The sequence below is a fragment of the Nitrospirillum bahiense genome (assembly GCF_007828025.1).
In the GTDB taxonomy this organism is placed as follows: domain Bacteria; phylum Pseudomonadota; class Alphaproteobacteria; order Azospirillales; family Azospirillaceae; genus Nitrospirillum; species Nitrospirillum amazonense.
This window is the reverse complement of sequence record NZ_VITO01000001.1, coordinates 19,869-44,358: the sequence shown is the minus strand read 5'-3', so window position 1 is coordinate 44,358 and position 24,490 is coordinate 19,869. Positions and strand designations below refer to the sequence as shown.

20 protein-coding genes are annotated in these 24,490 nt (G+C 66.8%); 4 read left to right on the top strand and 16 right to left on the bottom strand.

The window, feature by feature from the left end; translation table 11 throughout:
- Nucleotides 1-39: 39 nt before the first annotated feature.
- Nucleotides 40-1,041: a glutathione S-transferase family protein gene (locus FBZ88_RS00190; RefSeq protein WP_145614879.1), complete on the bottom strand. Its 1,002-nt coding sequence runs from the start codon at nucleotides 1,039-1,041 to the stop codon at nucleotides 40-42.
- Nucleotides 1,042-1,529: 488 nt separating this feature from the next.
- On the opposite strand from FBZ88_RS00190, the gene FBZ88_RS00185 reads away from it, so the two are divergent.
- Nucleotides 1,530-2,954: a mannose-1-phosphate guanylyltransferase/mannose-6-phosphate isomerase gene (locus tag FBZ88_RS00185; protein WP_145614878.1), complete on the top strand. Its 1,425-nt coding sequence runs from the start codon at nucleotides 1,530-1,532 to the stop codon at nucleotides 2,952-2,954.
- Nucleotides 2,955-2,996: 42 nt separating this feature from the next.
- On the opposite strand, the gene FBZ88_RS00180 is transcribed toward FBZ88_RS00185, so the two are convergent.
- Both FBZ88_RS00180 and FBZ88_RS00175 read right to left on the bottom strand, forming a co-directional pair.
- A complete protein-coding gene (locus tag FBZ88_RS00180) occupies nucleotides 2,997-4,367 on the bottom strand; it encodes a phospholipase (RefSeq protein WP_145614877.1) in 1,371 nt (456 codons plus the stop codon).
- 445 nt (nucleotides 4,368-4,812) lie between these two features.
- Nucleotides 4,813-6,780 (bottom strand): SPFH domain-containing protein, encoded by a 1,968-nt coding sequence (locus FBZ88_RS00175; protein ID WP_145614876.1) that lies wholly within the window; start codon nucleotides 6,778-6,780, stop codon nucleotides 4,813-4,815.
- Nucleotides 6,781-7,392: 612 nt separating this feature from the next.
- Between FBZ88_RS00175 and FBZ88_RS00170 the strand changes: the two genes are divergently transcribed.
- Nucleotides 7,393-9,045, top strand: a complete 1,653-nt coding sequence (locus FBZ88_RS00170; protein WP_145614875.1) for an OprO/OprP family phosphate-selective porin — start codon at nucleotides 7,393-7,395, stop codon at nucleotides 9,043-9,045.
- Nucleotides 9,046-9,078: 33 nt separating this feature from the next.
- Here the strand turns inward: FBZ88_RS00170 and FBZ88_RS00165 are convergent, their stop codons facing one another.
- From FBZ88_RS00165 to FBZ88_RS00125, 9 genes are all read right to left on the bottom strand, one after another.
- Nucleotides 9,079-9,846: an MBL fold metallo-hydrolase gene (locus FBZ88_RS00165; RefSeq protein ID WP_145614874.1), complete on the bottom strand. Its 768-nt coding sequence runs from the start codon at nucleotides 9,844-9,846 to the stop codon at nucleotides 9,079-9,081.
- An 8-nt stretch (nucleotides 9,847-9,854) separates the two neighbouring features.
- Nucleotides 9,855-10,700, bottom strand: a complete 846-nt coding sequence (locus FBZ88_RS00160; RefSeq protein ID WP_145614873.1) for a TatD family hydrolase — start codon at nucleotides 10,698-10,700, stop codon at nucleotides 9,855-9,857.
- A complete protein-coding gene (metG, locus tag FBZ88_RS00155; RefSeq protein ID WP_145614872.1) occupies nucleotides 10,700-12,253 on the bottom strand; it encodes a methionine--tRNA ligase in 1,554 nt (517 codons plus the stop codon). Before metG ends, FBZ88_RS00160 begins: the two co-directional genes overlap by 1 nt.
- Before the next feature lie 64 nt (nucleotides 12,254-12,317).
- Nucleotides 12,318-13,436 (bottom strand): DNA polymerase III subunit delta', encoded by a 1,119-nt coding sequence (locus tag FBZ88_RS00150; RefSeq protein WP_145614871.1) that lies wholly within the window; start codon nucleotides 13,434-13,436, stop codon nucleotides 12,318-12,320.
- Nucleotides 13,436-14,080: a dTMP kinase gene (gene tmk, locus FBZ88_RS00145; RefSeq protein WP_145614870.1), complete on the bottom strand. Its 645-nt coding sequence runs from the start codon at nucleotides 14,078-14,080 to the stop codon at nucleotides 13,436-13,438. Before tmk ends, FBZ88_RS00150 begins: the two co-directional genes overlap by 1 nt.
- Nucleotides 14,081-14,088: 8 nt before the next feature.
- Nucleotides 14,089-15,261, bottom strand: a complete 1,173-nt coding sequence (locus FBZ88_RS00140) for a D-alanyl-D-alanine carboxypeptidase family protein (RefSeq protein WP_145614869.1) — start codon at nucleotides 15,259-15,261, stop codon at nucleotides 14,089-14,091.
- Nucleotides 15,262-15,449: 188 nt separating this feature from the next.
- Nucleotides 15,450-16,541 carry a septal ring lytic transglycosylase RlpA family protein gene (locus FBZ88_RS00135; RefSeq protein ID WP_246138422.1) on the bottom strand — a complete coding sequence of 364 codons (1,092 nt, stop codon included), beginning with the start codon at nucleotides 16,539-16,541 and terminating at the stop codon, nucleotides 15,450-15,452.
- Between the two features lie 43 nt (nucleotides 16,542-16,584).
- Nucleotides 16,585-17,694, bottom strand: a complete 1,110-nt coding sequence (locus FBZ88_RS00130) for a lytic murein transglycosylase (RefSeq protein ID WP_246138421.1) — start codon at nucleotides 17,692-17,694, stop codon at nucleotides 16,585-16,587.
- Nucleotides 17,695-17,745: 51 nt separating this feature from the next.
- The gene (locus tag FBZ88_RS00125; protein ID WP_246138420.1) at nucleotides 17,746-18,420 is read right to left on the bottom strand and encodes a YdcF family protein; all 675 of its coding nucleotides are present in this window, start codon (nucleotides 18,418-18,420) and stop codon (nucleotides 17,746-17,748) included.
- A 430-nt stretch (nucleotides 18,421-18,850) separates the two neighbouring features.
- Here FBZ88_RS00125 and FBZ88_RS00120 point away from each other — a divergent pair, with 430 nt between their 5' ends.
- On the top strand, nucleotides 18,851-20,095 hold the full coding sequence (locus FBZ88_RS00120; RefSeq protein ID WP_186464119.1) for a putative bifunctional diguanylate cyclase/phosphodiesterase: 1,245 nt from the start codon (nucleotides 18,851-18,853) through the stop codon (nucleotides 20,093-20,095).
- A gap of 52 nt (nucleotides 20,096-20,147) precedes the next feature.
- On the opposite strand, the gene FBZ88_RS00115 is transcribed toward FBZ88_RS00120, so the two are convergent.
- The 3 genes from FBZ88_RS00115 to FBZ88_RS00105 all read right to left on the bottom strand — a co-directional run bounded on the left by FBZ88_RS00115 (nucleotide 20,148) and on the right by FBZ88_RS00105 (nucleotide 22,636).
- Nucleotides 20,148-20,525 carry a PilZ domain-containing protein gene (locus tag FBZ88_RS00115; RefSeq protein WP_145614866.1) on the bottom strand — a complete coding sequence of 126 codons (378 nt, stop codon included), beginning with the start codon at nucleotides 20,523-20,525 and terminating at the stop codon, nucleotides 20,148-20,150.
- Nucleotides 20,526-21,145: 620 nt separating this feature from the next.
- Nucleotides 21,146-21,913 carry a phosphatase PAP2 family protein gene (locus FBZ88_RS00110; RefSeq protein WP_145614865.1) on the bottom strand — a complete coding sequence of 256 codons (768 nt, stop codon included), beginning with the start codon at nucleotides 21,911-21,913 and terminating at the stop codon, nucleotides 21,146-21,148.
- 264 nt (nucleotides 21,914-22,177) lie between these two features.
- Entirely contained in the window at nucleotides 22,178-22,636 is a 459-nt protein-coding gene (locus FBZ88_RS00105; RefSeq protein WP_145614864.1) for a nucleotide triphosphate diphosphatase NUDT15, read from the bottom strand.
- Between the two features lie 104 nt (nucleotides 22,637-22,740).
- Here FBZ88_RS00105 and FBZ88_RS00100 point away from each other — a divergent pair, with 104 nt between their 5' ends.
- The gene (locus tag FBZ88_RS00100; RefSeq protein ID WP_145614863.1) at nucleotides 22,741-23,433 is read left to right on the top strand and encodes an SOS response-associated peptidase; all 693 of its coding nucleotides are present in this window, start codon (nucleotides 22,741-22,743) and stop codon (nucleotides 23,431-23,433) included.
- A 2-nt stretch (nucleotides 23,434-23,435) separates the two neighbouring features.
- Here the strand turns inward: FBZ88_RS00100 and FBZ88_RS00095 are convergent, their stop codons facing one another.
- Complete coding sequence (locus FBZ88_RS00095; RefSeq protein ID WP_186464118.1) at nucleotides 23,436-24,272, bottom strand: SphA family protein; 837 nt, start codon at nucleotides 24,270-24,272, stop codon at nucleotides 23,436-23,438.
- Nucleotides 24,273-24,490: the final 218 nt, after the last annotated feature.

Sequence of the window (24,490 nt, the reverse complement as noted above, 5' to 3'; positions counted from 1 at the left end):
CGGACGCAAGGCACCGCCGATGCCGACGGGCTTGTTTTCTCAGGCCGGCAGTGGGTTGCCCGGTGATACCCGTTCCCGACCATGCGGCTTGCCATAGTCCAACGCCGGCCCCACGGGCACGATGCCGGTGGGATTGATGGAACGGTGGCTTTCGTAATAGTGACCCTTGATGTGCGTCAGGTTGACCGTCCCGGCCACGCCCGGCAGTTGGTACAGGTCGCGCAGGTAGGCGGAAAGGTTGGCGTAGTCGGCGATGCGGCGGATGTTGCACTTGAAATGGCCGACATAGACGGGATCGAAGCGCACCAGGGTGGTGAACAGGCGGATGTCCGCCTCCGTCACATGGTCGCCGGTCAGGAATCGACGGCTGGCCAGGCGGTCGTCCAGCCAGTCCAGGGTCTCGAACAGGGGGCCGACGGCTTCCTCATAGGCGGCCTGGGTGGTGGCGAAGCCCGCCTTGTAGACGCCGTTGTTGACGGTGTCGTAGATGCGGGCGTTCAGCGCGTCGATCTCCGGCCGCAGCGCCTGGGGATAATAATCGCCCGGCTTGGCGCCCACGCCATCGAACGCGCCGTTGAACATGCGGATGATCTCGGAGGACTCGTTGTTCACGATGGTCCGCCGCTGCTTGTCCCACAGCACCGGCACCGTGACCCGGCCGCTGTAGCGCGGATCGGCCGCCTGGTAGACCTGGTACAGCACGCGGGCGTTGTTCACCGTATCGGGCACCGTGCCCGGACCCTCGGCGAAGGTCCACCCCTCCTCCAGCATGCGCCAATGCACGACGGAGACGCTGATGGCGTCTTCCAGCCCTTTCAGCGTCCGCATGATCAGGGTGCGGTGGGCCCAGGGACAGGCGAGGCTGACGTACAGGTGGTAGCGGCCGGCTTCCGCCTTGAAGCCCCCGTCCCCGTTGGGCCCGGCGGATCCGTCGGCCGTGACCCAGTTGCGGAAGGCGCTGTCCTTGCGCACGAAGCGGCCGCCCGTCGACTTGGTCTCATACCAGACGTCGCGCCATTCACCTTCAACCAGCAAACCCATGGTCCGTCTCCCGTGGTCCGGGCCGGCGTTTTGGCGCCGGCCGTCGGATGGTAGATAGCGCCGACGCGAGCCGGGCGGCAGGCCCATAATTGTGTGGCTATCATTCAGGAAACCGGAACGGTGCGCGGTGGTTCCGGAACGCCGCTACCGCGCGCGATCTCATCAATGCGCCTGGGAAGGTGGTTGAGGAATCCAGCCCTGATTTCCTGGAGACGCTGCTGGATCGAGGCTTGAATCCCGCTGGAACCGCCTATGTTGTTGGCCATGCCAACCCCCGTTTCAGCGGATCAATAATCAAGTACGTTGGCCGTTGGAAAATATGATCTTCGAAATAGATCATTGTCAGGCTTCAGTCTGACTAAAAATCAATCGGGTCGCGACCATACGCCGTAATTCACGCACCGCCATCAAAATGTAATTATTCTCACCCAGGGTGCGGCCCCAGGGTGCGACTGGTGCCAAGTGGCGGAATTGGGCTGGGGAACGTCATGGACAAGGCGCAGATACTTCCGCTGATTCTATCGGGCGGCTCCGGAACACGGTTGTGGCCGCTGTCGCGCGAACTCTACCCCAAGCAGTTCCTGCCCCTGACGGGCGAGATGTCGCTGTTGCAGCAGACCCTGCATCGCTGCCATCAGGCGGGCCTGGGGCCGGCGATGATCATCGCCAGCCATGAGCACCGCTTCGTGGTGGCGGAGCAGGCGCGCGCCATCGACCTGCAACTGGACAGCCTGTTCCTGGAGCCGCTGGCCCGCAACACGGCGCCCGCCATCGCCGCCGCCGCCCTGGTCGCGACCGCCACGCGGCCCGACCGGCTGATGCTGGTCCTGCCGGCCGACCATTCCATCGTGGATGAGGCCGCCTGGCGCGCGGCGCTGGACACCGCCATCCCGGCGGCGGTCGATGGCGCCTTCGTCACCTTCGGCATCGAGGCGACGCGGGCGGAGACGGGCTATGGCTATATCCGCAAAGGGGACGGATTGGCGGGGTGCGCCGGTGGCTTCCGGGTCGCGGAGTTCGTGGAAAAGCCGGATCGCGCCACGGCGGAGGACTACCTCGCGGGCGGCCAGCACCTTTGGAACAGCGGCATGTTCCTGTTCCGCGCCGACCGCCTGGTGGAGGAACTGGGCCGGTTCGAGCCCAAGCTGATCGAGGCGGTGCGCGAGGCGGTGGAGCGGCGCGCCGGTGATCTGGACTTCCAGCGCCTGGACGCCGACACCTTCGCCAGGGCGCCCTCCATCTCCATCGACGACGCCCTGTTCGCCCGCACGGCCCATGCCGCGGTGGTGCCCTGCAGCATCGGGTGGAGCGATGTCGGCTCCTGGAAATCCCTGCTGGATGTGCTGCCCGTGGACGACAAGGGCAATTTCCTGCACGGCGACGTGGTGCTGGAGGATACCACGGGCAGTTATGTCCGCACCGACGGCATCCTGACCACCGTGCTGGGCATGGACAACGTCATCGTCGTCACGACGCCGGACGCCGTGCTGGTGGCCAACAAGGACCGCATGGATGGCCTGAAGGGCATTGTCGCCACCCTGAAGAGAGGCAACCGGCGCGAGGCGCTGGCCCGCCCCCGCGTCTACCGCCCCTGGGGCTATTACCAGACCCTGCATGAGGGAGAGCGTTTCCAGGTGAAGCGCCTGACGGTGAAGCCGGGGCACAAGCTCTCCTTGCAGAAGCATTTCCACCGGGCGGAGCATTGGGTGGTGGTGAACGGCACCGCCACCGTCACCCGCGACGGCGAAACCCACATCGTGCGGGAAAACGAATCCATCTACCTGCCGCTGGGCTGCACCCACCGGCTGGAGAACGCCGGCAAGATCCCGCTGAACCTGATCGAGGTCCAGTCCGGTCCCTATCTGGGGGAGGACGACATCGTCCGCCTGGAAGACAGTTACGGCCGCGCCTGACGGCCGAGGCCGCCATGCAGGAACCAAATACAGGCGCCCCTCTCAGCGCTGAGCGGCTTCGGTCCCGTCCGGCGCCACCGCGCGGATGACCGCCCGCGTGTCGCGGCCGGCCTGGCGCATGCGGTCGGCCACCAGGCCGGCCAGCTTGGCCTGCTCCGCCGCCGGGGCTTGACGGGACAGCGCATAAAGGTCGGCGTCCTTGCCATCCAGGTTGGTGGCGGCATCCGAGACGTAGCGGGCGGGGAAGCTGCGCTCCACCTGGGCGTCCAGCGCGTCGGCTGCGGCCACCGACTGCACGCTGCTGACATCGCGCAGGGTGGTGGGTTGCAGCCGCTGCACGGTCGCGTCGCCGCTGGTGTCGCGCAGGGCGGCCACCAGCGGGTCGTCCTTGTCGCCCTGGGCCAAGGCGGCGGTCATGCGGTTCTTCTGGTAGTTTTCCAGCGCCGTGTGGCGGTTGGTGACGCGGTTCAGGGCCGCGATCCTGGGCCCATGCACCCCCACCTTGTCCAGCACGCTGGTCCATAGCATGGAAACCGTTCCGACCCCCGGCAGGACGCGGGCGTGGTAGGGCTGCGCCATGTCCTGGACGTAGTGGGCGGCCCATCCGGCGAAGCGCCAACCCCAGTAGGGATGGCCCTGGGCGAAGGCGAAGCGCGACAGGGTCATGTACAAATGGACCCGCGCCTCCGGGTAGGTGTGCTGAAGGAAGGGGGCGGCCTTATAGAGGATGCCGGCCTCGTGATAGAAGCCCATATGGAAGGGCGCCTGGCTGCCATAGTCCAGCAGCGGATTGCCGAAGGGCTGAGGACCGAAATTGTAGAGCGCGCCCTGCTTCTGGCCATTGTCCTGGAACAGGCCGATATCCAGGCCGAAATCGGGCTCGTCGGTGGCGGTGGCGATCACGTCGGCCACGCTCAGCGCCTCCCCCTCCTCCACCCGCTCCATCCGCTTCTGGTCGATGTCGCCAGCGTCCTTCAGGATGCTAAGCGCCGACCACGCCATCTCCCGGCCCGCCGCCGCGACCGTGCCGGGCTGGCGCTGTACGTAGAGTGGGAAGGGCACGTCCTCGTTGACACGGATGGCATGGACGAAGGCCTGCTTCAGCGCCACCGGCTCCGCCCCGTCCGCCGCCTTGAACGCCAGGCTGTCCGGCCGGGGCGCGTAAAATGGCACGTTGGTTCGCGCCCACTGCTCCTCCTCCTCCAGCACCTTGGGCAAAGCCGCCGCCTCCATGGCCAGGAAGGTGGTCAGTGCCTCGGCCGGCACGCTGTGGCCGACCACCTGCGGCATCGTCCCCACCGCATCCCAGGTGCACAGGGCGTGGCCGCTCCACGCCCACGCCACCGGCTGGGCGGCGAAGAAGAAGGCTGCCGTCAGGCACAGGCAGCGGCGAAGGGGGCGGAGGTGGCGCATCTAAGACCCTGTTTTCGCGGAACCATCAAGGATGGCTCGGACCATACCCGGGTTTGGAGTCATTTCCGAGACAGTCACCCCGGTGAGGGCGGCCACCTTCCCCGACCATTGGCTGCATAACCTAGTCGCCCGACAACGTGGACTACGTTATGAAGGGAGGCGTCATCCATGTGGTCTTGAGGCCATGGCTCCCTTCCCACCAGTGCGCGCCATAATGTGTGACATGGCCCTCTGCGCTCTCTCCTTCGCGTATCTTTGTGGCGCGTTCATCCTAGCGAGCCACCACCCTTTGCAAGCCATCCTCCTCCTGGCCGTCGGCATTCTGCCTACATTGTTGGTGGTCAAATGGTTGTGGCCGCGTGGCGCCCTGGTGCGATTGGCCTCGCGACAGATGAATAAAAAGGCCGGATCGTTCCCGACCCGGCCTTCCTGAGCCCATTGGACCTTACGCCGCCGTCTCCGGCTGCTTGCCCCGCTGCTTCACCAGCTGGTCCAGTCCGCCCTGGGCCATCAGCAGGCTGATCAGGGCGTCCACCAAGGTGCCGTGACCGGCCTCGCCGCCGCCCATGGCCACGGTGGGCACCAGCGGCACCTTGGCCTGGGTGATGGCGCCGCTCAGCATGGCGGCCACCTCCTTGGACAGGGCCATCTCCGCGCCACCGAAGGCATCGACCTGGGCCTTGGCCGCCTGGGCGTTGGCGTCGCCGATGGCGGCCACGCGGTCGGCTTCGGCGCGGCCCTCGGTGCGGGTGCGCATGGCGGTCGCCTCGGCCATCACTTTGGTCGCCTCCGCCTCCTGCGTCTTGCGGGCCAGCTCGGCGCGGCCGTGGTTCTGCGCCACCTCGATGGACACCGACGACTTGGTCAGGTCGCCCTGCGCCGCCGCCCGGGCCTCGGCCGCGCGCAGTTCCAGTTCCTTGGCGGCCGCCACCTGCTGGCTTTCATAGGTCTCCACCTTCTCCCGGGCGACCTGGCGGGCGCGCAGCTGTTCAAAGATGGTGTCGATGTGGGTGTCGCCCTTGGCCGCGCGCGGCGTGCCGATCATGACCTCCTTCACGTTCAGGCGGTACTTGGCGAAGCGGCCGGTCATGGCGGCCAGAGCCTCGCGCTGCACCTCGGCCCGCTGGTTCACCAGCTCGATCAGGGTGCGGCTTTGCGCGGCGTCCTTGAACCAGGCGCTGACCATGGGGTCCAGGGTCTGCTCCACCAGCTTCTTGATGTCCGCGAACTGCTGCACCACCCAGGGGGCGTCGTCGTAACCGATGTGCACGACGATGGACAGGGGCAGCACCGGTTCGAACGCGTCCTTGGTGATCAGCTTGATCTCCGCCAAATTGTCGTCGAAGCCGTGGGCCTCGCTGCGCCCCTCGATCCAGCGCAGGACGAAGTTGGTGGTGGGCACCGTGCTGACCTTCACGGCATAGGGGTTGATGGCGTACTTGCCGGGGTGCAGGGCCGTTTGCCAGACGCCGCGCTGGCCCTGCTGCACCAGCTCGCCATGCTTATGATCCGTGCCCGACACGTCGGTGCCGCGCGGACCGGTGAAGCTGACCACCACGCCGACATTACCGATTTCCACCTGGGTCTTGGGCCGCACCTCGATGGTGGCGAACAGGCGGTTGATGTAGTAGGTGCCCTCCACCAGCACCTGTTCCTGCCGGCCCCGGCGGCCGCCGGCGGCCAGGAAGGTCTCCGGATCCTGGAAGGAATTGTGGAAGGTGGCGCCGTCGGCGGCGTGGGTTCCCACAGTGGGGGCGATGATCTCGCCATGGTCCAGGGCGGGGCCGTCGTGGACGGTGACCACGCCCACCGCGTCCTCATGGTCGCGGATGATCAGCGGGCGGAAACCGTTACGCTCCTCGATCATCTCGCGCATGGTTTCCACGGCGCGCGCATCGCTGGCATCGCCCAGCACCACGGCGTGGGTGGCGGATTCCGTGAAGACGATGAACTGCGCCGTGTTGATGGCGTAGACGCCCTCACGCAGGATGCGGCGCTGGGGGCCGCGCTGGCCGCCTTGGCTCACGAAGGCGCGGGCGTTCTCCACCCCCACGCCGACCGGCCAGCGGGCCAGCGCCTGGGCGTTGGGCAGGGCCTGGCCGCCGCGGGCGAAGATGTAGGCCAGGCTGCCCTGGGGTACCGTCACCAGGTTGGCGCGGTGCACGCGGTATTGCAGCGGCATGAAGAAATGAAATCCGCCGCGCAGCGTTTCCGGCCGGAAGCCGGCCTCGCCCGCCAGCGCCAGGAAACCCTCTTCAACCGAGCCGCCCAGGGCCCAGAGCTTCTCGACGATGCCCACGGCATCGTTGCGGATATAGACGACGGCACCGGTAAGAAACGCCAGGATGAGCATGCCCAGGACGCCGCCCACCAGATAAAGCGTGGTGAGCGCCCAGGAAGGGAACTCCAGCATGGAAGCCTCGTTCAACGGACCATGATGTGGGCGCCCGATCCGGATCCGTGACGGAGTCCGGGCGCAGTACCGCCGTGGCCGACGCCCAGGCAAAGGGGCATCCGGCAGGCGGAATGGGGTGGAATTGGGGGATGTGTCAGGAGGCCGCCGGTGTCAGGGGCGGCGCTGGCTCATGCCGATGTCGATGAAGCCTTAGACACGAGAGCCGATCGCGGCGCGGAAGGGCCGCAGGCGGGAGGGACAGGAACCGGAACGCCGCATTCTTGGGCACCCGAACCGTTTGTCGATGGCAGGGATTTTACCATGACGGCGGTGTGACACAACGCACACTCGCAATGCTGGCATTTTTGCCCAGCACCGCGCGCGGCGCATACCGGTTGCCGTGGACAAGCCGGATGATTGGAGTCAGCCAGACTGATGGGCCTTTGATCCATATCGGAAACAGAGTATTTCGATATGAGAAGCGTATAACTATACCCGAAATTAAGATTTCGTTATCAGTCGATCACGAAATACTATCGGCGTGACGCAATAAATATATAAATATAGCGCCTAAAATTGGCCCTGCATCCCGATCAGGTGCGATCGAATACAGATGAAGGGTTCCTCAAAATGTCGAAGCAAACGCGGACGTCCCGGCCCGGGCGAACCGGCGTGTTCCTGTTCACCGCCGCCTGCGGCCTGATGGCCGGCCTGCCCGCCCATGCCGCCGCAAGCGCGTCCCAAGAAGTCCAGCTCCTGCGCGCCCAGCTGGAGGCGCAGATGAAGGTCAGCCAGGCCATCCAGGCCCGATTGGAAGCGCTAGAGGCGCGCGAGGCCGCCGACGCCAAGGCGCAGGCGGAAACCAAGGTCCAGGCGGAACAGGTCGCGGCGCAAGCGGCCACCCAGGCCAAGACCATCGCCAAGCTGGAGGCCAGCAGCGGCGACAACGGCAGCTTCACCATGGCCGGCGGCCGCCCCACTTTCACCGCCTTCGGCGGCAAGGGCACGCTGCAGATCGGCCTGCAGGCGCAGTTCGACGCCGCCGCCTATTTCGAGGACAACGCCAGCGTGAAGCGATCGGGCGTGGATCTGGGCGATGGCGTCAACGCCCGCCGTATTCGCATTCCCTTCGTCTTCCGCTATGGCGACATCACGGCGACGGTCACGCCCGACTTCGGCGGGTCGCCGGATGGCCGCCAGAACACCCAGTACCTGTATGAGGCCAACCTGGCTTATATGCCGTTCAAGGGGTTCACGGCGGCGCTGGGGTATTTGCAGCCCAACATCAGCCTGCAGGACGCGCCCAGTTCCAACGACTTCATGTTCATGGAACGCCCGGCCATCATGGATGTGGAGCGCAACATCGCCGCCGGCGACGCCCGCGCCGCCGTGGGCGCCCGTTACTACCAGGACCGCTTCTTCGTCTCCGGCTTCCTGACAGGCCAGGCGTATGGCGGCCAGTCCACCACCACCGCGACCTCATCCGTCGGCGCCACCGGATCGGTCACCACCGCCATCTCCACCACCCAGCCCTCCAACGGGCAGCAGACGGGTGCCGTGATGCGCGTAGCGGGCCGCCCGGTCTATGGCGAGGACTATGACGTCCACCTGGGCTTCAGCGGGTCCAAGGTGTTCAGCATGAATCAGAACGACAGCAACCGGCTGGCGCAGAACCTGGCCCTGTCGGTGCAACCGGAATTGCGGGTGGACACCAGCAAGCTGATCAACACCGGTTCCATGCCGGCGACGGGCGTCTACACCTGGAACCCGGAAGTGGGCCTGCGCTACCAGAACTTCCTTGTCCAGGCGGAGTATGTGGAGATCGGCATCAACCGCCAGCATCAGGCCGGTGCCGGCCTGGGCGGTGCCACCCAGACGCCCGACCTCACCTTCCATGGCGCCTATGTGGATGCGTCCTGGGTGCTGACGGGCGAGCCGCGCCTGTACCAGTCGGCCCGCGGCGGTTTCGGCGGGCTCAAGGTCGCCCACCCATTCAATCCCGGGACGGGCGACTGGGGCGCGTTCGAGGTGGCGGCGCGCTACAGCGACATCAACCTGAACAGCCATATCCAGCGCTTCCTGGCCCAGTCGGTGACCGGCGGCGTGGCGGGCGGTCAGCAGGATGTCATTCAGCTGGGGCTGAACTGGTATCCCAACGACCACCTGAAGTTCATGGCCGACTATCAGATCGTGGACGTCAGCAAGCTCAGCGGCGCCACCCTGCAGAACCAGACCGGCCTGCGCTACCAAGCCGTGGGCTTCCGTGCCCAGGTCGCCTACTAAGGCGGCGCCTCAGGACGGTCTGGTGCCGGGTGGTCAGGCCATCTCCAGCACCAGGCCGTCGTAGGCCGGCTCCACCCCTGGCGGCAATATCGCCATCAAGGAGCGGTAGTCCATCTGGTGGTTCATGTGGGTGAGGTAGGCGCGGCGAGGTTTGAGCCGGTCTATCCAGCTGAGCGCCAGGTCCAGGTGGGCATGAACCGGGTGGGGTTCGATGCGGGTAGCATCCACGATCCAGGTGTCCACGCCCGCCAGCACGCTCCAGGCCTTCTCATCCAGGTGCACGACGTCCGTGGAATAGGCGAAGTCGCCGATGCGGAAGCCCAGGCTGGGGAAGCGGCCATGGTCCTGGTGGAAGGGAATGAAACCCAGGTCGCCGATGCTGAAGGGGCCGGTGATGGTGTGTGGCACCAGGCAGGGGCGCGGGAACCAGTCCGGCCTGTCTTGCGGCTTGAAGCAATAGTCGAACCGCTCCTGCAGCTGGCCCAGATTGACCGTGTCCGCGTAAATGGGCAGCGGCCGGTTATTCATCCAGTTGACCTGGCGCAGGTCGTCGATGCCGTGGGCGTGGTCGGCGTGCGCGTGGGTGTAGACCACGGCGTCGATGCGGGTGACCTGCGCGTCCAGCAGCTGCTCCCGCATTTCCGGACCGGTGTCGATCAGCACGCTGGTGCTGTCCGTCTCCACCAGGATGGACGCCCGGCGGCGGCGGTTGCGCGGCTCATCGGGGTCGCAGTCGCCCCAGACGTTGCCGATCATGGGCACGCCGCCGGACCCGCCGCAGCCCAGGATCCGCACCCGCATGCCGTTCCTCACGCCGGGAACCCCGCGACCAGGGTGCCGCACTCGGCGGGGGGAATGCGGTCGAACAGCGTCAGCATGGTAGTGGTGGTGGCGCGGGCCAGGTCCGCCGGATCCATACCCTTCACCTCCGCCAGCAGGCGGGCGGTGTGGGCCACGAACGACGGTTCGTTGGTCTTGCCGCGCATGGGCACCGGCGCCAGGAAGGGCGCGTCGGTTTCCACCAGCATGCGGTCCAGCGGAACTTCCTTGGCGAATTCCCGCAGTTCGTCCGACTTCTTGAAGGTGACGATGCCGCTGAAGGAGATGTGCAGGCCCATCTCCAGCGCCTGGCGGCCCAATTCGGGGCTGGAGCTGAAGCAGTGCAGGAGGCCGCGCAGCTTGCCTTCGGCCCCGCCCTCCTCCCGCAGGATGCGGATCATGTCCTCATCCGCGTCGCGGGTGTGGATGATGACCGGCAGGCCGGTTTCGCGCGCCACGGTCAGGTGGGCGCGGAAGCTGGCCTCCTGCACCGCCTGCGGGCTCTTGTTGTAGTAGTAGTCCAGGCCGGTCTCGCCCAGCCCCACCACCTTCGGCAGGGTGGCCAGTTCACGCAGCTTGTCGACGGAACAGAGCTCCTGCTCCTCAAGCGCCTGGTGGGGATGGACGCCCACCGTGCACCAGACATCGGGATAGGCCTGCGCCACCGCATGCACCTGGGGAAAACGGCTGAGGTGGGTGCAGATGGTCAGCATGGCTCCGACCCCGGCCGCCCGCGCCCGCTCCACCACCGCATCGCGCTGGTCGGCGAAGTCGGGGAAGTCCAGGTGACAGTGGCTGTCGATCAGGAAGGGCTTCTGAATCAGACCGTCCGGCATCAGGCGGCCCCCTCCGGCTCCTCGACGTGGCGGGGGAACACGCCCTGCGGCGGCGGCAGCGGCGTGCCGGGCACCAGCGCCTGGTCCAGGTGGGCGAAGTCACGGGCGTCCGCCGGCACGGCCAGCAGGTCCAGCACCTTGGCCATGGAACCGGGCATGAAGGGCTGGGTCAGGATGGCAACGTGGCGCACGGCCTCCGCCAACACGTACAGCACCGTGGCCATGCGCGCCGGATCCGTCTTCTTCAGCGCCCAGGGGGCCTGTTCGTCGATGTAGCGGTTGGCGTCGCCCACCACCACCCACAGGGCGTCCAGCGCCTTATGGAAGGCCTGCACGTCCAGCTCCGCCCGCATGGTGGGCAGCAGGCCGCGCGCGGCGGACAGCAGGGCGTTGTCCGCCTCGGTGAACGCACCGGGCGTGGGCACCACGGCGCCGCAGTTCTTCTGGATGATGGACAGGAACCGTTGCGCCAGGTTGCCGTAGCCGTTGGCCAGTTCGCTGTTGATGCGGGTGACCATGGCGCGGCGGGAGAAGTCGCCGTCGTTGCCGAAGGGGATCTCGCGCATCAGGAAATAGCGGGTCTGGTCCAGGCCGTATTTTTCCAGAAGCTCGGACGGCGCCACCACGTTGCCCAGCGACTTGGACATTTTCTCGCCCTCCACCGTCCACCAGCCGTGGGCGAACACGCGGCGCGGCGGCTGCAGGCCGGCGGACATCAGGAAGGCCGGCCAATAGACGGCGTGGAAGCGCAGGATGTCCTTGCCCACCACATGCAGGGCGGGCCAGTAGCGGGCGTACGGCGTGCCCTCCCCCGTCTCGGGATAGCCGATGGCGGTGGTGTAGTTGGCCAGGGCGTCCAGCCAGACATACATGATGTGCTTCTCATCGCCCGGGACCGGAATGCCCCAGTCGAAGGTGGTGCGGCTGACCGACAAATCCTTCAGGCCGCCCTTCACGAAGCTCATGACCTCATTGCGCTTGCCGGCCGGCAGGATGAAGTCTGGGTTGGCCTCGTAAAAGGCGATGAGGCGGTCGGTCCAGGCGCTGAGGCGGAAGAAGTAGCTGGGTTCCTCCACCCATTCGCACTCGGCGCCCGTGGGCGCGAACTTGCGGCCGTCGGCCTCGGTGCGCAACTCATCCTCACCGTAATAGGCCTCATCGCGGACGGAGTACCAGCCAGCGTAAGAGCCGAGGTAGATGTCGCCGCTCTCCACCAGCTTCTGCCACAGCGCCTGCACCGACGTGATGTGCCGCGGTTCGGTCGTGCGGATGAAATCGTCGTTGGAGATGTTCAGCAGGCCGGTCAGGTCGCGGAAGTTCTGCGACACGCGGTCGGTGAAGGCCTGCGGGTCGACGCCGGCCTTCTCGGCCGACTTCTCCACCTTCTGCCCATGCTCGTCCGTCCCGGTCAGGAACTTGACGTCATAACCGTCCAGGCGCTTGAAGCGGGCCATCACGTCGCAGGCGATCGTCGTGTAGGCGTGGCCGATGTGCGGCACGTCGTTCACGTAGTAGATCGGCGTGGTGATGTAGAAGGGCGGGCGCCCGGACATGGCAACTCTCCGGCTAACAGGCTGTCGGTTTATTATTTAGGTCTGTGCGACCGCTTTTCAGCGTTCAGGACGCCGCCGCCTCGATCGTGCGCAGCGCGCTCAACATCACCTGCTTGCGATCGAGATTGGCGCCTTCCGCCTTGGCGAACAGGCGGTTGACGTTGTCCCATACCTCCATCCAGCGATCAAGCGCACGATCCCGGCGCGCCGCGAAGGACAGACGTTCCATCAAGGCCGCCTCGCCCTCCACGATCTCGGCCGCCGCCTGGTCGCGGGCCAGCGCCCGGTTGAAGCGGGCCAGCCACCACAGCAGCAGGTCGGTCGTCGTCTCCCACACCGTGTCCTGGCCGGCGCGGGCCACTTGGTCGGCCAGGGCATGGGCGGCGGCCAGATCCAGGCGCGGCAGGGTATCCAGCACGCCCAGCAGCACGCGGTAGAGGTCCAGGCCCCCGGCGGCGGCCAGATCCAGGCCCCGGCCGATGCTGCCGTCCGACAGGGTGGTCAGGGCGGCGGCGTCGCCCATCTCCAGATCCGGCATCATGCGGTTGACCAGGCTGCGCACCGTGGTGGTGGGCAAGGGATCCAGCATCAGGGTGCGGGTGCGTGAGCGGATGGTGGGCAGCAGCGCGCCGGGGTTATCCGCCACCAGCAGGATCAGGGCGCGGGGCGGCGGCTCTTCCAGGATTTTCAGGATGGCGTTCTGGCCGCTGGGGTTCATCTGGTCGGCGCCGTCCACGACCACGATGCGCCAGCCGCCCTCCGCCGCCGTCAGCCGCAGGAAGGGGGCGATGCGCCGCACCTCCTCCACCGGCAGGTCGCGCTTGAAGCGCTTGCGCTTCTCATCCCAGGTGCGCTGGATGGTCAGCAGATCGCCATGCGCGCCGGCGGCCACGCGCCGGGCAATGGGGTTCTCCGGCGAGACGTATAGGCTGGTGGGCGGCGGTGGGGCGCCGAACAAGCCATCGTCCTGCGGCTCAGCGCCGCCCGACAGCAGGAAGCGGGCGAAGCGGTAGGCCAAGGTCGCCTTACCGATGCCGGGCGGTCCGCCGATCAGCCAGGCGTGGTGCAGTCGTCCGCCGGTGGCAGCCTTTAGCAAGGTCTGCTCCGCTGCCGCATGGCCCATCAGGTCGTGCGTGGCGATGGGCGCCGGCACGCTTTCCCGGTCGAACGCCGGCGCCGGCATCAGGCGGCCCTCCCCAGCGGGCCCAGGCGCCGCTCCACCACCCCCAGCAGCCGGGCCTGGATGGTGGCGATGTCGCCGGTGGCGTCGATCACGGCGCAGCGGCCGGGATCGTGGGCGGCGATGTCCAGGAAGCCCTGGCGCAGGCGTTCATGAAAGGCCATGCCCATGCGCTCGTACCGGTCTTCGGCGCCGGGCCGTGATCCAGCACGCGCCAGACCGGCCTCGACCGGCAGGTCCAGAACCAGGGTCAGGTCGGGCATGAGGCCGCCGGTGGACAGGCGGTGCAGGTCGGCCAGGACGCCCCGGTCCACGCCCATGGCATAGCCCTGATAGGCCATGGTGCTGTCGACATAGCGGTCGCACAGCACCCAGGCGCCTCGGGCCAGCGCCGGGCGCACCAGCGCCTCGACATTCTCGTGCCGCGCGGCGTTGTGCAGCAGCGCCTCGGTCAGGCGCTGCCAGGGCGTGTCGCCGGCCACCAGCAGGGCACGGATGCCGGCGGCGCCGTCGGAACCGCCGCCCGGCTCGCGGGTGGTCACCACCTCCAGCCCCCGGTCCGTCAGGGCCTGGGCCAGCAGGCGGATCTGGGTGGACTTGCCCGCCCCCTCCCCGCCCTCAAGGGTGATGAACCGGCCGGTCGCCATCAGCCACCTCAGCTGCCGAAGATCATGCGGTGCAGGCCGGCGCCCATGCGGCCGAACAGGCCCAGGCGCGGCACGTCGTTGGCCGCCTGCAACGGGATCTCCAGGGTTTGCAGGTCCGGCGCCGTCACCTTCAGGGTGGCGACGGTGGCGCCCTTGGCCACCGGGGCGGCCAGCGGCAGTTGCGTCACCACGGCCACCTTCATGGCGCGGCGCTGCTCGGCCGTCAGGGTGATCTTCAGGGCGTCGGGGACGACGACGGGCACGGTGTCGGCGGTGCCCAGCGATACCGGCAGGGTGTCCACGGTCTCGCCCGCCTTGAACAGGGCGTAGTCGTCGAACTCGTGGAAGCCCCATTCCAGGATGCGGGCGGGCTCATCCGCGCGGCTCTGCATGCTGGTCAGGCCGTTGATCACCAGCACCAGGCGACGGTCGCCGCGCTTGGCCGAGGCGATCAGGCCATAGCCGCCCGCCTCGGTGTGGCCGGTCTTCAGGCCATCCACGCCCATGTTGCGGTACAGCAGCGGGTTGCGGTTGCCCTGCTTGATCTTGTTGTAGGTGAACTCCAACTCCGAGAAATAATGATAGTACTCGGGGAAGTCGTGGATGGTGTGGATGGCCAGGATGGCCAGGTCATGCGCCGTGGAATAGTGATTGGCGTCCGGCAGGCCGGCGGCGTTGGTGAAGTTGCTGTCCTTCATGCCCATGTCGTGGGCGCGCTTGGTCATGTTGCGGCAGAAGGCTTCCTCCGTGCCGCCCAGGCCTTCCGCCAGGACGATGGTGGCGTCGTTGCCGGACTGCACCAGCACGCCGCGGATCAGATCCTCGACCTTCACGTTGGCGCCTAGCGGCAGGTACATGGTGGAGCCTTCGGTCTTGGCCCCGCCCAGTTCCCAGGCGCGGCGGCTGACCGGCAGGCTGTCCTCCAGCGACAGCTTGCCGTTCTTCAGCCGGTCGAAGACCATGTACATGGTCATGACCTTGCTCATCGACGACGTCGGCATGTGCTGGTCGGCGTTCTTGGCGAACAGGACGGTGCCGGTGTCGGCATCCATCAGGATGGCCTGGCGCGCCTCGGTATCGATGGTGGCGGCGTGCGCCACGCTGCTCAACAGACCGCTCAGCAGCCCTATAACCAGGGCGGCCTTAACCGCGCCGCGCTTCGCCAAAACCTTCAGTTCCATGTCTCTTCTATCCCGACTGCGTGTCCGATAGCTCTAAAAGCCTTAAAGCATGCGGGGGCACTGATGCCCCATGAATGGCCGTCCATGCCAGTCTCCAGACGGCCTATGGCCAAAATGTCCCAACCGGCGGCGACCCTGGTGCACAGGGTGCGGCGGCCAGCGGCGATATTTCAAGCTTAACCCGCGCCTTACTCGACGATCACGCGGGCGCCGTTGTTGCCGGCGGCCACCACCTGGTCCAGCACCTGGTCGGCCTGTTCGGGCGTGTCCAGCGGGCCGACGCGGACGCGGAAGAACTGCGTGCCGTTGACCATACTGGGCGCCAGGAAGGACGGACCGATGCTGGCCAGCCGGGCGCGCAGCTTGTTGGCGTTGTCGAACAGGGTGAAGGACCCGGCCTGCACATAGATGCGCTTCGGCCCTGGGCCCACTGCGACCTGCTGCACCACCGGCGCCGGCAGGAATCGGCCGTCCGGTTCCGTCGTGCCGGGAACGGTGGTGGGGGCCGGGACGGGACGCGCCGGGGCTGGATTCGGCCCTTGCGCCGGGGGCAAGGCCTGGCCCTGCACGGTCACGCTGGGGCGCGGGGCGGCCTTGGGCACCGGGCTGCCGTCCGCCATGGTGGTGGGCACGGGTGCCGTGCTGCTGGGCGGCGCATTCAAGGCCACCTGGCTGCCGCCGGCCTGCATGGCCGCCGCCGCGATGGCGCGGCTTTCGTCCGCCAGGATCTGCACCCGCACCTTGGCCGTGCCCTGCTGTTCCATGCCGAGCAGCTGGGCGGCGCGGCGGGACAGGTCGATGATGCGGCCGGCGGCGAAGGGGCCGCGGTCGTTGATGCGCACGACGATGGAACGGCCGTTGTCCAGGTTGGTCACCCGCACCAGGCTGGGCATGGGCAGGGTCTGGTGGGCCGCCGTCAGCTCGTTCTGGTCGAAGGTTTCGCCGTTGGCGGTGCGCTCCTGGTGGAAGCCCGGACCGTACCAGCTGGCGATGCCGGTCTGATCGTAATCATAGTCGGCACGCGGATAGTACCATATGCCGCCGATCTGATAGGGGTTGCCCACCTTGTAGGTGGGCTGGCCCGCGCCGGCGGGCGATGGCGCCTGGGTCTTGATGGTGGCGGTGGGGCCCGGCGCCTCCTGCTTGTGGGCGCAGCCGGCCATCAGCAGCCCAGCCAGCGACGCCCCGGCCAGGGTGGACGCTTTCCAGGGGAACTGCCACGTCGATTCGTTGGCGGCGGCGGCCGCCGCCGTCCGCCTCACCAGATTTGCCCGGCTCATTACTCGCACACCGCTATGGATTGTGGCTGCACCCTACAACATCTCACGGCGCCGCGCCAAGTTGATCGGCCAGCAAACCGACGGTGGTCGCGAAATAGGTGGATCGGTTCCAGTTCATGATGGTGCGGTAGTTGTCATAGACCAGGAAGGCGCGGCCGTCCGGCCCGTCCGGAATGACCAGCGAAGCCGACAGCGCGCGGGCCGGCAGCGGCTTGCCGTCCAGGGACCGCACCCCGGCCTTGGCCCATTCCGCCAGCGTGCGCTTCTTGTCCAGGCCGGCGGCGGCCGCCGCGTCCAGACCTTTCGCGGGCAGCTTCACCTCCCGTCCCCAGGTGGTGCCGGCGTCCCAGCCTACGGTGGACAGGTATTTGGCGGCCGAGGCCAGCACGTCCGGTGTCTTGGTCCAGATGTCGCGCCGGCCGCAGCCGTCGAAGTCCTGCGCGAACTTGAAAAAGGCGCTGGGCATGAACTGCACCTGGCCCATGGCGCCGGCCCATGACCCCTTCATGGTGGCGGGATCGACCTTGTCCTCCTCCACGATGCGCAGGGCCTGGATCAGCTCTTTGCGGAAATAAGCCGGGCGGCGGCCGTCATGGGCCAGGGTGGCCAGGGCGTCGATGATGCGGAAACCTCCGGTGACGCGGCCATAATTGGTCTCCAACCCCCACAGCGCGACGATGTACTGCGGCTGCACATGATATTTGGCGCTGACCTGGGCCAGCAGGGCCGCGTTCTGGCGCATCATGTCCCGCCCGCGCTGGATGCGGTCCTTGGTCAGGACGCGGTCGGCGTAGGTGGCGAAGGTGACCGTGCCTTCCGGCTGCTTGCGGTCCAGGTCGATGACGCGCGGCAGTTCCTGCACATTGGCCAGCGCCAGGTCCAGGGTGGCCTTGGAGATGCCCTGGGCCTGCGCTTCCTGCCGCACGCCGTCCAGCCAGCGCGCGAAGTCCGCCTGCTGTTCCGGGGTGATGACGGTGGGGGCGGGCGCCGCCGGGGCCTGGGGTTGCGCCGGCGCGGGCGGGGGTGCCGGTGGCTGCTGGGCGTTCGCTGCCGCCGGCGGCCCGCCGGCGCACCCTGTCAGCAACAGCGCCGACAGCAGGCCGATGCCGGCGCTGCGGGACAGGAGGGGGCGGCTGGCGGGAAAGCGGGTCACAGGCGAAATCCTCAGGCAAGCGGGAAAGGTGATCGAAAACTAGAAATGAAATCAGGGCGTTTTGGTGGCGGCATCCGGCGCCGGGAACAGGCTGTCGGTGCGGCCCAGCAGGCGGTAGGCCAGCAGTCCGATGTATTCGTGCACCGACTGCGACAGCAGTTCCAGCCCGCGCAGCAGATCGAAGTCCGGCCGGTACAGCAGGGTCTTGGGCGCCCGGATGTCCACCGGGTACGCCACCACCGGCCAGCCGACATGGCGGAAGATGCCCACCGAGCGCGGCATATGGAAGGCCGATGTCACCAGCAGCCAGGTCTGTCCGGGCTGCGGATGCATCAGGTCACGGCTGAACAGCGCGTTCTCCCAGGTGTTGCGCGACTCCCCCTCGAAGGTCACGCGGCCGATGTCCATGCCGATCTCCTCCAGGGCGGCGCGGGCCACCGGCGCCTCCTTCTCATCGGGGTCGCGCAGTTCCCCGGAACCGCCGGAGAAGATGATGCGCGCGTCGGGATAGCGGCGGGCCAAGTCGGGGATCACCATCAGCCGCTCCGCCGCGGCGTTCACCTCGGGCTGGCCCGTCTCGGCCGTCGCCACCTGGTCGACGGACCCGCCCAGGACGATGATGCCGTCGACATGGGCGGGCAGGCTCGCAGGCGCCGGAAAGCGCTGCTCCAGCGTGCGCATGCTCCACGCCCCGACGGGCAGCACGGCGATGATGGCCAACCCCACGGCTGCGGCCCGGGCGCAGAGCAGGGACCGGCGCGCCCTGAAGCCCCCGGTTGCAAAAAGGCCAGTCAACAAAAACAAAAGCAATAGGTTGCCGGGCGCCGTCAGCGTCCAGAAGATCTTGGACAGGGCAAAACTCAAGGCATTTGCCTCCCATAATCATTGAGCGGGAAAGCCTAGGCCGGGCAGGCCTACTCCTGTAACCGGCCTACCCCTGTAGCCAGTGCTTCAGGCCAGACCCGTCCGGATACCGTCAGATTCCATCGTATTTTTCGAATATTGCATGGACGGCGCAGTTTCCTCATGCGGTCGGGACAGGAAATGGTCTAAGGTCAAACTCAATCGAGAACAAGCCGGCCTAGCCCTGATCGTGACCGATGCCTGCCTGACCGTCGTCGCCAGAACCGACGCTGCACCTCCCGGTGCCGGTGCCATGCAGGATATTTCCGTCTTCACCCGCCGTATCGATGATCATTTGGCCAGCCACAGCGGCCCCTGCGCGGTGCTGGTGATCGAGATCTCCCGCATGGCGGAGCTGTACAAACTGTTGGGCCAGCAGGCACTGGACGCATCCATGGCGGTCATGGCCGAGCGGGTCCTGGGTCTGTGCGGCAGCGGTGATGCCGTCTGCCGAATCGCGCGGGCGCAGTTCGCCCTGTTCCTGCCCAACCTCAGCCATGCCAGCAAGGCGCTGTTCACCGCCTCCGCCCTGGCTGCCCGCATTGGGGAGCCCATCCTGGTGGAGGGGCGGCTCCTGTACATGGTGGCCAAGATCGGGGTGGCGGTGTCGCCCGACGACGGCACCAGCGGCCAGGCGCTGCTGCGGAACGCGGCCATCGCCCAGGGTGAGGTGGCGAAGTCCGGCTCCGCTCATTACCTCCACTACACCGAACAGATGCGGGAGCGGCTGCGCCATCAGCTGATCACGGAGACGGAGCTGCGCCAGGCCATCCTGGATGAAGCCTTCGTCCTGCACTATCAGCCCAAGGTGGCCATCGCCGACGGCACCCCTATCGGGGGGGAGGCGCTGATCCGCTGGCGCCATCCCACCCGGGGCCTGCTCTATCCCATGGAATTCATTCCCATCGCCGAGGAGACGGGCCTGATGGTGCCCATCGGTGAATGGGCCCTGCGCGCCGCCTGCCGGCAGATCCAGACCTGGATCGAGGCCGGCCGCCAGCCGCTGCAGATTGCCGTCAACGTCTCGGAACGTCAGTTCCGCTGGGGCCACCTGCCCGCGCTGATCGACGTGTTGCTGCGGGAAACGGGCATCCCGCCCCACCTGCTGCAGCTGGAAATCACCGAATCAGTGCTGCCGGAGGATTTGGAGGGGGCGCTGCGCCAGATGGCCTGGATCGCCGATTGCGGCGTGGCCCTGGCGCTGGATGATTTCGGCACCGGCTATTCCTCGCTGTCCTACCTGCGCGAGTTGCCGCTGGATTGCCTGAAGGTTGACCGCAAGTTCGTGCAGGACATGGAACAGGACAGCGGCACCCGCCATATCGTCCAGGCCATTGTCGCCATGGCCAAGGCCATGGGCCTGAAGGTGGTGGCGGAAGGCGTGGAGACGGAAGGGGAGCGCAGCCTGCTGCGTGGCATGGGCGTGGAAGAAGGCCAGGGCTATCTGTTCGCCCGCCCCCTGCCCGTCAAGGAATTCGAGTTGTTCTGCGGGCTGTAGGCGCCGCGGCCGCTTCGCTGGCGATCATTCCCCTAGTCGGGGCAACGGCCCCTCAGGTCGGCGTGTGCGCGGCATCATCCCGGGCCGCCGGACCCGTGCCGCTGACGGCGCGAACCCAACCGGCGACGATGGCGCCCACGCCGTCGCGCAGGAACTCGACACCCACGCCGTTTTCGGTGCGGCGCACGATGCGGACGGCGGCGGCCACAGGCGCGCCCGGCAGGCGCAACACCCCCTCCGTCCCGATGGGCAGGTCAGGGTCGGGAACAAGAAAGGCACCGCCGGCGGAAACATCGGCGATGCGGCAAGATACAAGGACGTCGCCGCAGCTCAACTGCACTTGGCTGTCAACGGACAGGCGGTCATAGGTCCGGCGGTTGCTGGGCCGAACCAGATTGGACAGCACGCGTCTGATACCGCCCCAGGCCATTAACCCCTCCCCTGCGAAGTCAGGCGGGCCGACGGTTTCCCGAAAATAGGGTAGCGTAAGCCATGCCGTGGCTGAAGTGTGCCGCCAAAGCCGTCGCGATACAATTGCCCGGGCGGAATGCCTTTCCCGCGAGGTTCTTGCACGGCGCGCGTCTTATGGTTCGGCGCCTGCGCCGTTGCGGATGCGTAATGAGCGGGGCGATTGGGGATCTTGCCCTAGGGTGAACCGAAATGCGCCCGCGCGGCGTGGTTCGGGGGGCGTCCGTCGACCAGCTCAAGAACGTAGGATTCAAGTTCCAGCCGTTCCTCAGGGGTGGCATCGGCGTACGCCCGGGTGCCGCGGATGCCCAGAAGCATCTCCGCCGCCCGTGTCAGGGCGATGTCAGCCGCAATGCACGGCTGTGCCGGTCTGTTCTTGGGGGAGGCGCTCCCTATCGTTGCTGTGGGACCACCCCCGCGATCGTCATGAAGATCGGACACGGTCCATGTCTCCCGGACAATTGTGGGCACTGATCTACAACGAAAGTTATTTATACAGGCTGCGAAACGGCCATGGAATTGTGACGGGCGGGCTATCTCCAAAGTGGCGCGGTGACGGGATCGCGCGGCAGCGCCGACGTCTCAGTTGGGCCGGGCCGCGGTTTCCACGGGCCCCACCGCATACGGGGACGGATCGGCGTCGCCGTGATGGGCCTCCAGCACCTTGTGCACGGACTGGCCGATCATGCGGATCTCGTCGAACTGGGTTACCAACTCAAAACAAAACAGGAATGCCAGGGTATAACAGGGGGCGGGAAAGCGCATCATGACCCGCAGGATAGGGGTGGTGTACAGCGGTCGGACGGCGTCGCGGGTCATGACCAGGGTGATCAGCACGCCGATGATGGCGCCTCCCAGCACGTCCGTAGGGTAGTGCAGTCCCAGATAAACCCGCACCGTGCAGACGAAGATGGCGGTGTAGGCCATGGCCAGCACACCGATCCAGCGCCAAACCAGGAAGATGCCGGTGGAAACCGCCATCCACAGCATGGCGTGATCGCTGGGAAATGAACTCCAGGTCCGCAGGATGGCTTCGCTGGTGCCGCTCAAGGGAAAGTGGAAGGGCACGGCGGGGTCGTAGATGGGGCGCTCCCGGAAGGGCAGGAAGTGAGCCAGCAGGCGCCCGACGCCCAGGGCCAGCAAGCCGCTGACGAAGGTGGCGATCACCATTTCCTTTTCCCACAGCCCGCGCCGGCCGCCCCGGAACCAGATCCACCAAAGGATGGCCACCGGGAACAGGCCCTTGAACATCGAGAAGTCGGCGATGGTACGGATTGCGTGGTTCACCACATCCGAGGTGAAGGCGTGCGTGGTCAGGAATTCCTGGATGGCACTGTCGAAGCCGTTCATTTGTATGTTCGTCCTCCCTGGCCCTACTCGTCTCTTGTGGCGATCGGGCAAGTCTCGGGCGTCGCCGGCCGCGATGACGGCCGGACGCGCGCTATTCCCCCTATTGCCCCGGAAATACCGGCGATGTCGGGCAGGCGACCCCGCGCCACCTCGACTCGCAACTGCCAACAAAATGTAACAAAAACTTTATATGGCGCACGCGACGTCGCCAAAGACGTTCTTTGGAAATAGGTCGTGGGTCACAGATTGGTCGCGCCAAACGACCTAGCGCGCCAAGGGCGCCGCCAGGGGCGTGTAGCTGCGCCGGGCGGCCCAGGCGTCCAAGGCCAGTTCCACCGGGCGGAACAGCGGCCGGGGTAGAGCGTCAAGGCCGTACCAGCCCCAATCCGCGATCTTGTGCGGTTCCAGCACCTGCGGTTCGCCCGGTTCCACCTCCTCGGCGATGAACTGGACGTCCACGTAGTGCTTGTCGTAGGCTAGGATGTTGTGCAGGCAGAGGAAGCGGAGGCGCCGCACCACCAGGCCGCACTCCTCCCTCACCTCGCGAATGGCGCATTCCTCGAAGGTCTCGCCATATTCCAGGTGGCCGCCGCACCAGGAGTAGCTGCCGTCGCCATGGCTGTTGCGCCGGCGGCCCAGCAGGATGCGACCCTCACGCCGGATCAGGACTCCGATGCCGACCTTGGGCACGCCCGCAGCGGCGGAGGCTAGGGATTGGGTCATGCTATGGCTCCGGATACTAGCTGTGGCGTATTTGGCCTTGGCAGCGGTATCATGCCGCCGCCCGGGTGCCAAGCGCCCGTCCACGTTCCGGAGTCGTCCCCACCATGTGCGGTCGTTATGCCGCCGTCACCCCGCCGCAGGCCATGGAAGCGCTGTTCCAGACCCTGGGCGCCCTGCCCAATTTCCCCGGCCGCTTCAACATCGCGCCGACGCAGTCGGCGCCGGTGGTGCGCTGGAACGCGCAGACGGGGGAACGGCGCCTGGACATGCTGCGCTGGGGCCTGGTGCCGTCGTGGGCGGCGGATATGGCGGGGGGTGCCAAGATGATCAACGCCCGCTCGGAAAGCGTGACGGAAAAACCCACATTCCGGCAGGCCTTCGCCCGCCGCCGCTGCCTGGTGCCGGTGACCGCCTTCTATGAATGGCGGGTGGAGAACGGTGCCAAGCAGGCCTATGCCATCGCCCCAGCCAACGCGGATACCGCCGCCTTCGCCGGGTTGTGGGAGGGCTGGAAGGATCCGGCCAGCGGGGAATGGGTGCGGACCTACACCATCCTGACCACGGCGGCCAACGACGCCATCGGCCACATACACCACCGCATGCCGGTCATCCTGACGCCCGACCACTGGCCCGCTTGGCTGGGCGAGACGGATACCGATGCCTCCGCCCTGCTGGATCTGCTGCGCCCCTACCCCGCCAACGAGACCCGCTTCTGGGCGGTGGGGCCGCGCGTCGGCAACGTGCGCAACGACGATGCCGACCTCCTGGCCCCGCAGGGCGCCGCAACCCTGTTCTGAGATCAGAGCCGCAGGCCCAACTGCATCCACAGGTTTTCGCCCTGGGCACGATGTTCGGCCACGAACTCATGCTGCCAGGTGAAGGTCGCCTGCAGCGGCCCGATGTCATGACTGATGGCCGGTCCCACTGCGAAGGCCTTGCCGCGATAGCCGTCGGTACCAACCTTCAGCCCATCCTGGGTGTCATCCTCATACTGGACGTAGAAATAGCCGGACACGCCGAAGCGCCAGCCATCGACATTGCGGGCCACGGCGAAATCCAGGTCGAAGTCCGACCCGGAATGATAGCGTGTGGCATCGTTGGTGGTATTGAACGCCAGGCGCGGGGAAACCTGCGCCTGCCAGCCCTGAGGATCGATATAGGCCAGGCCCAGCGTGGGCTGGAAGGACCAGACGTTGCGGCCAATGTTGGCCAGGGCGGCGGCGTTGTATTGGCCCACCGGCATGAAGATGTCGGTGCCCCACACCAGGGACAGGTTGGGGCCCAGGCGCCAGCCCAGCATCAATGGCGTGATGCCGACGTCCCCGAAGCCCAGCTTGCTGGTCTTCTGCCCCGCCACCTCGGCATGCAGGTCGACGATGGGCAGGATCACCTCGGACGCCACCTGGGCGCCGAATAGCCGGTAGGGCGTGACCACGAAGCCGCGAAAGGTCTGCGAGACGGATTCGACGCTGAAATCCAGCGGCAGCTTGTTGCCCAAGCCATCGTTCATCCGATCGGCGGTGTAATAGTTGGGCTGGAACAGGATGTACTCACCCGGCGGCGGCATCGCGCCGGCCAGGTAGATGCTGGCACCCGGCGGATAACTGTTGCCGCCGCTCTCGGTAGCCCACGCCAAATCCACATTTGCAAACGAAATCGCGTACAGAAATGCCGCACACGCTGCCCAGTTCTTCACAGAGCATTCCCTCCTCATTTAACGACCATACAGATGGTCGCTTTTTATTTTGATGAGGAGAAAATCAGCGGAAATATTGCCGCCGGACAAGGCGCTTTATTCAATATGGATTCATCTGTTTGGCCGATACATCGTGCGGCTGCCAACGCGTGGCGCCA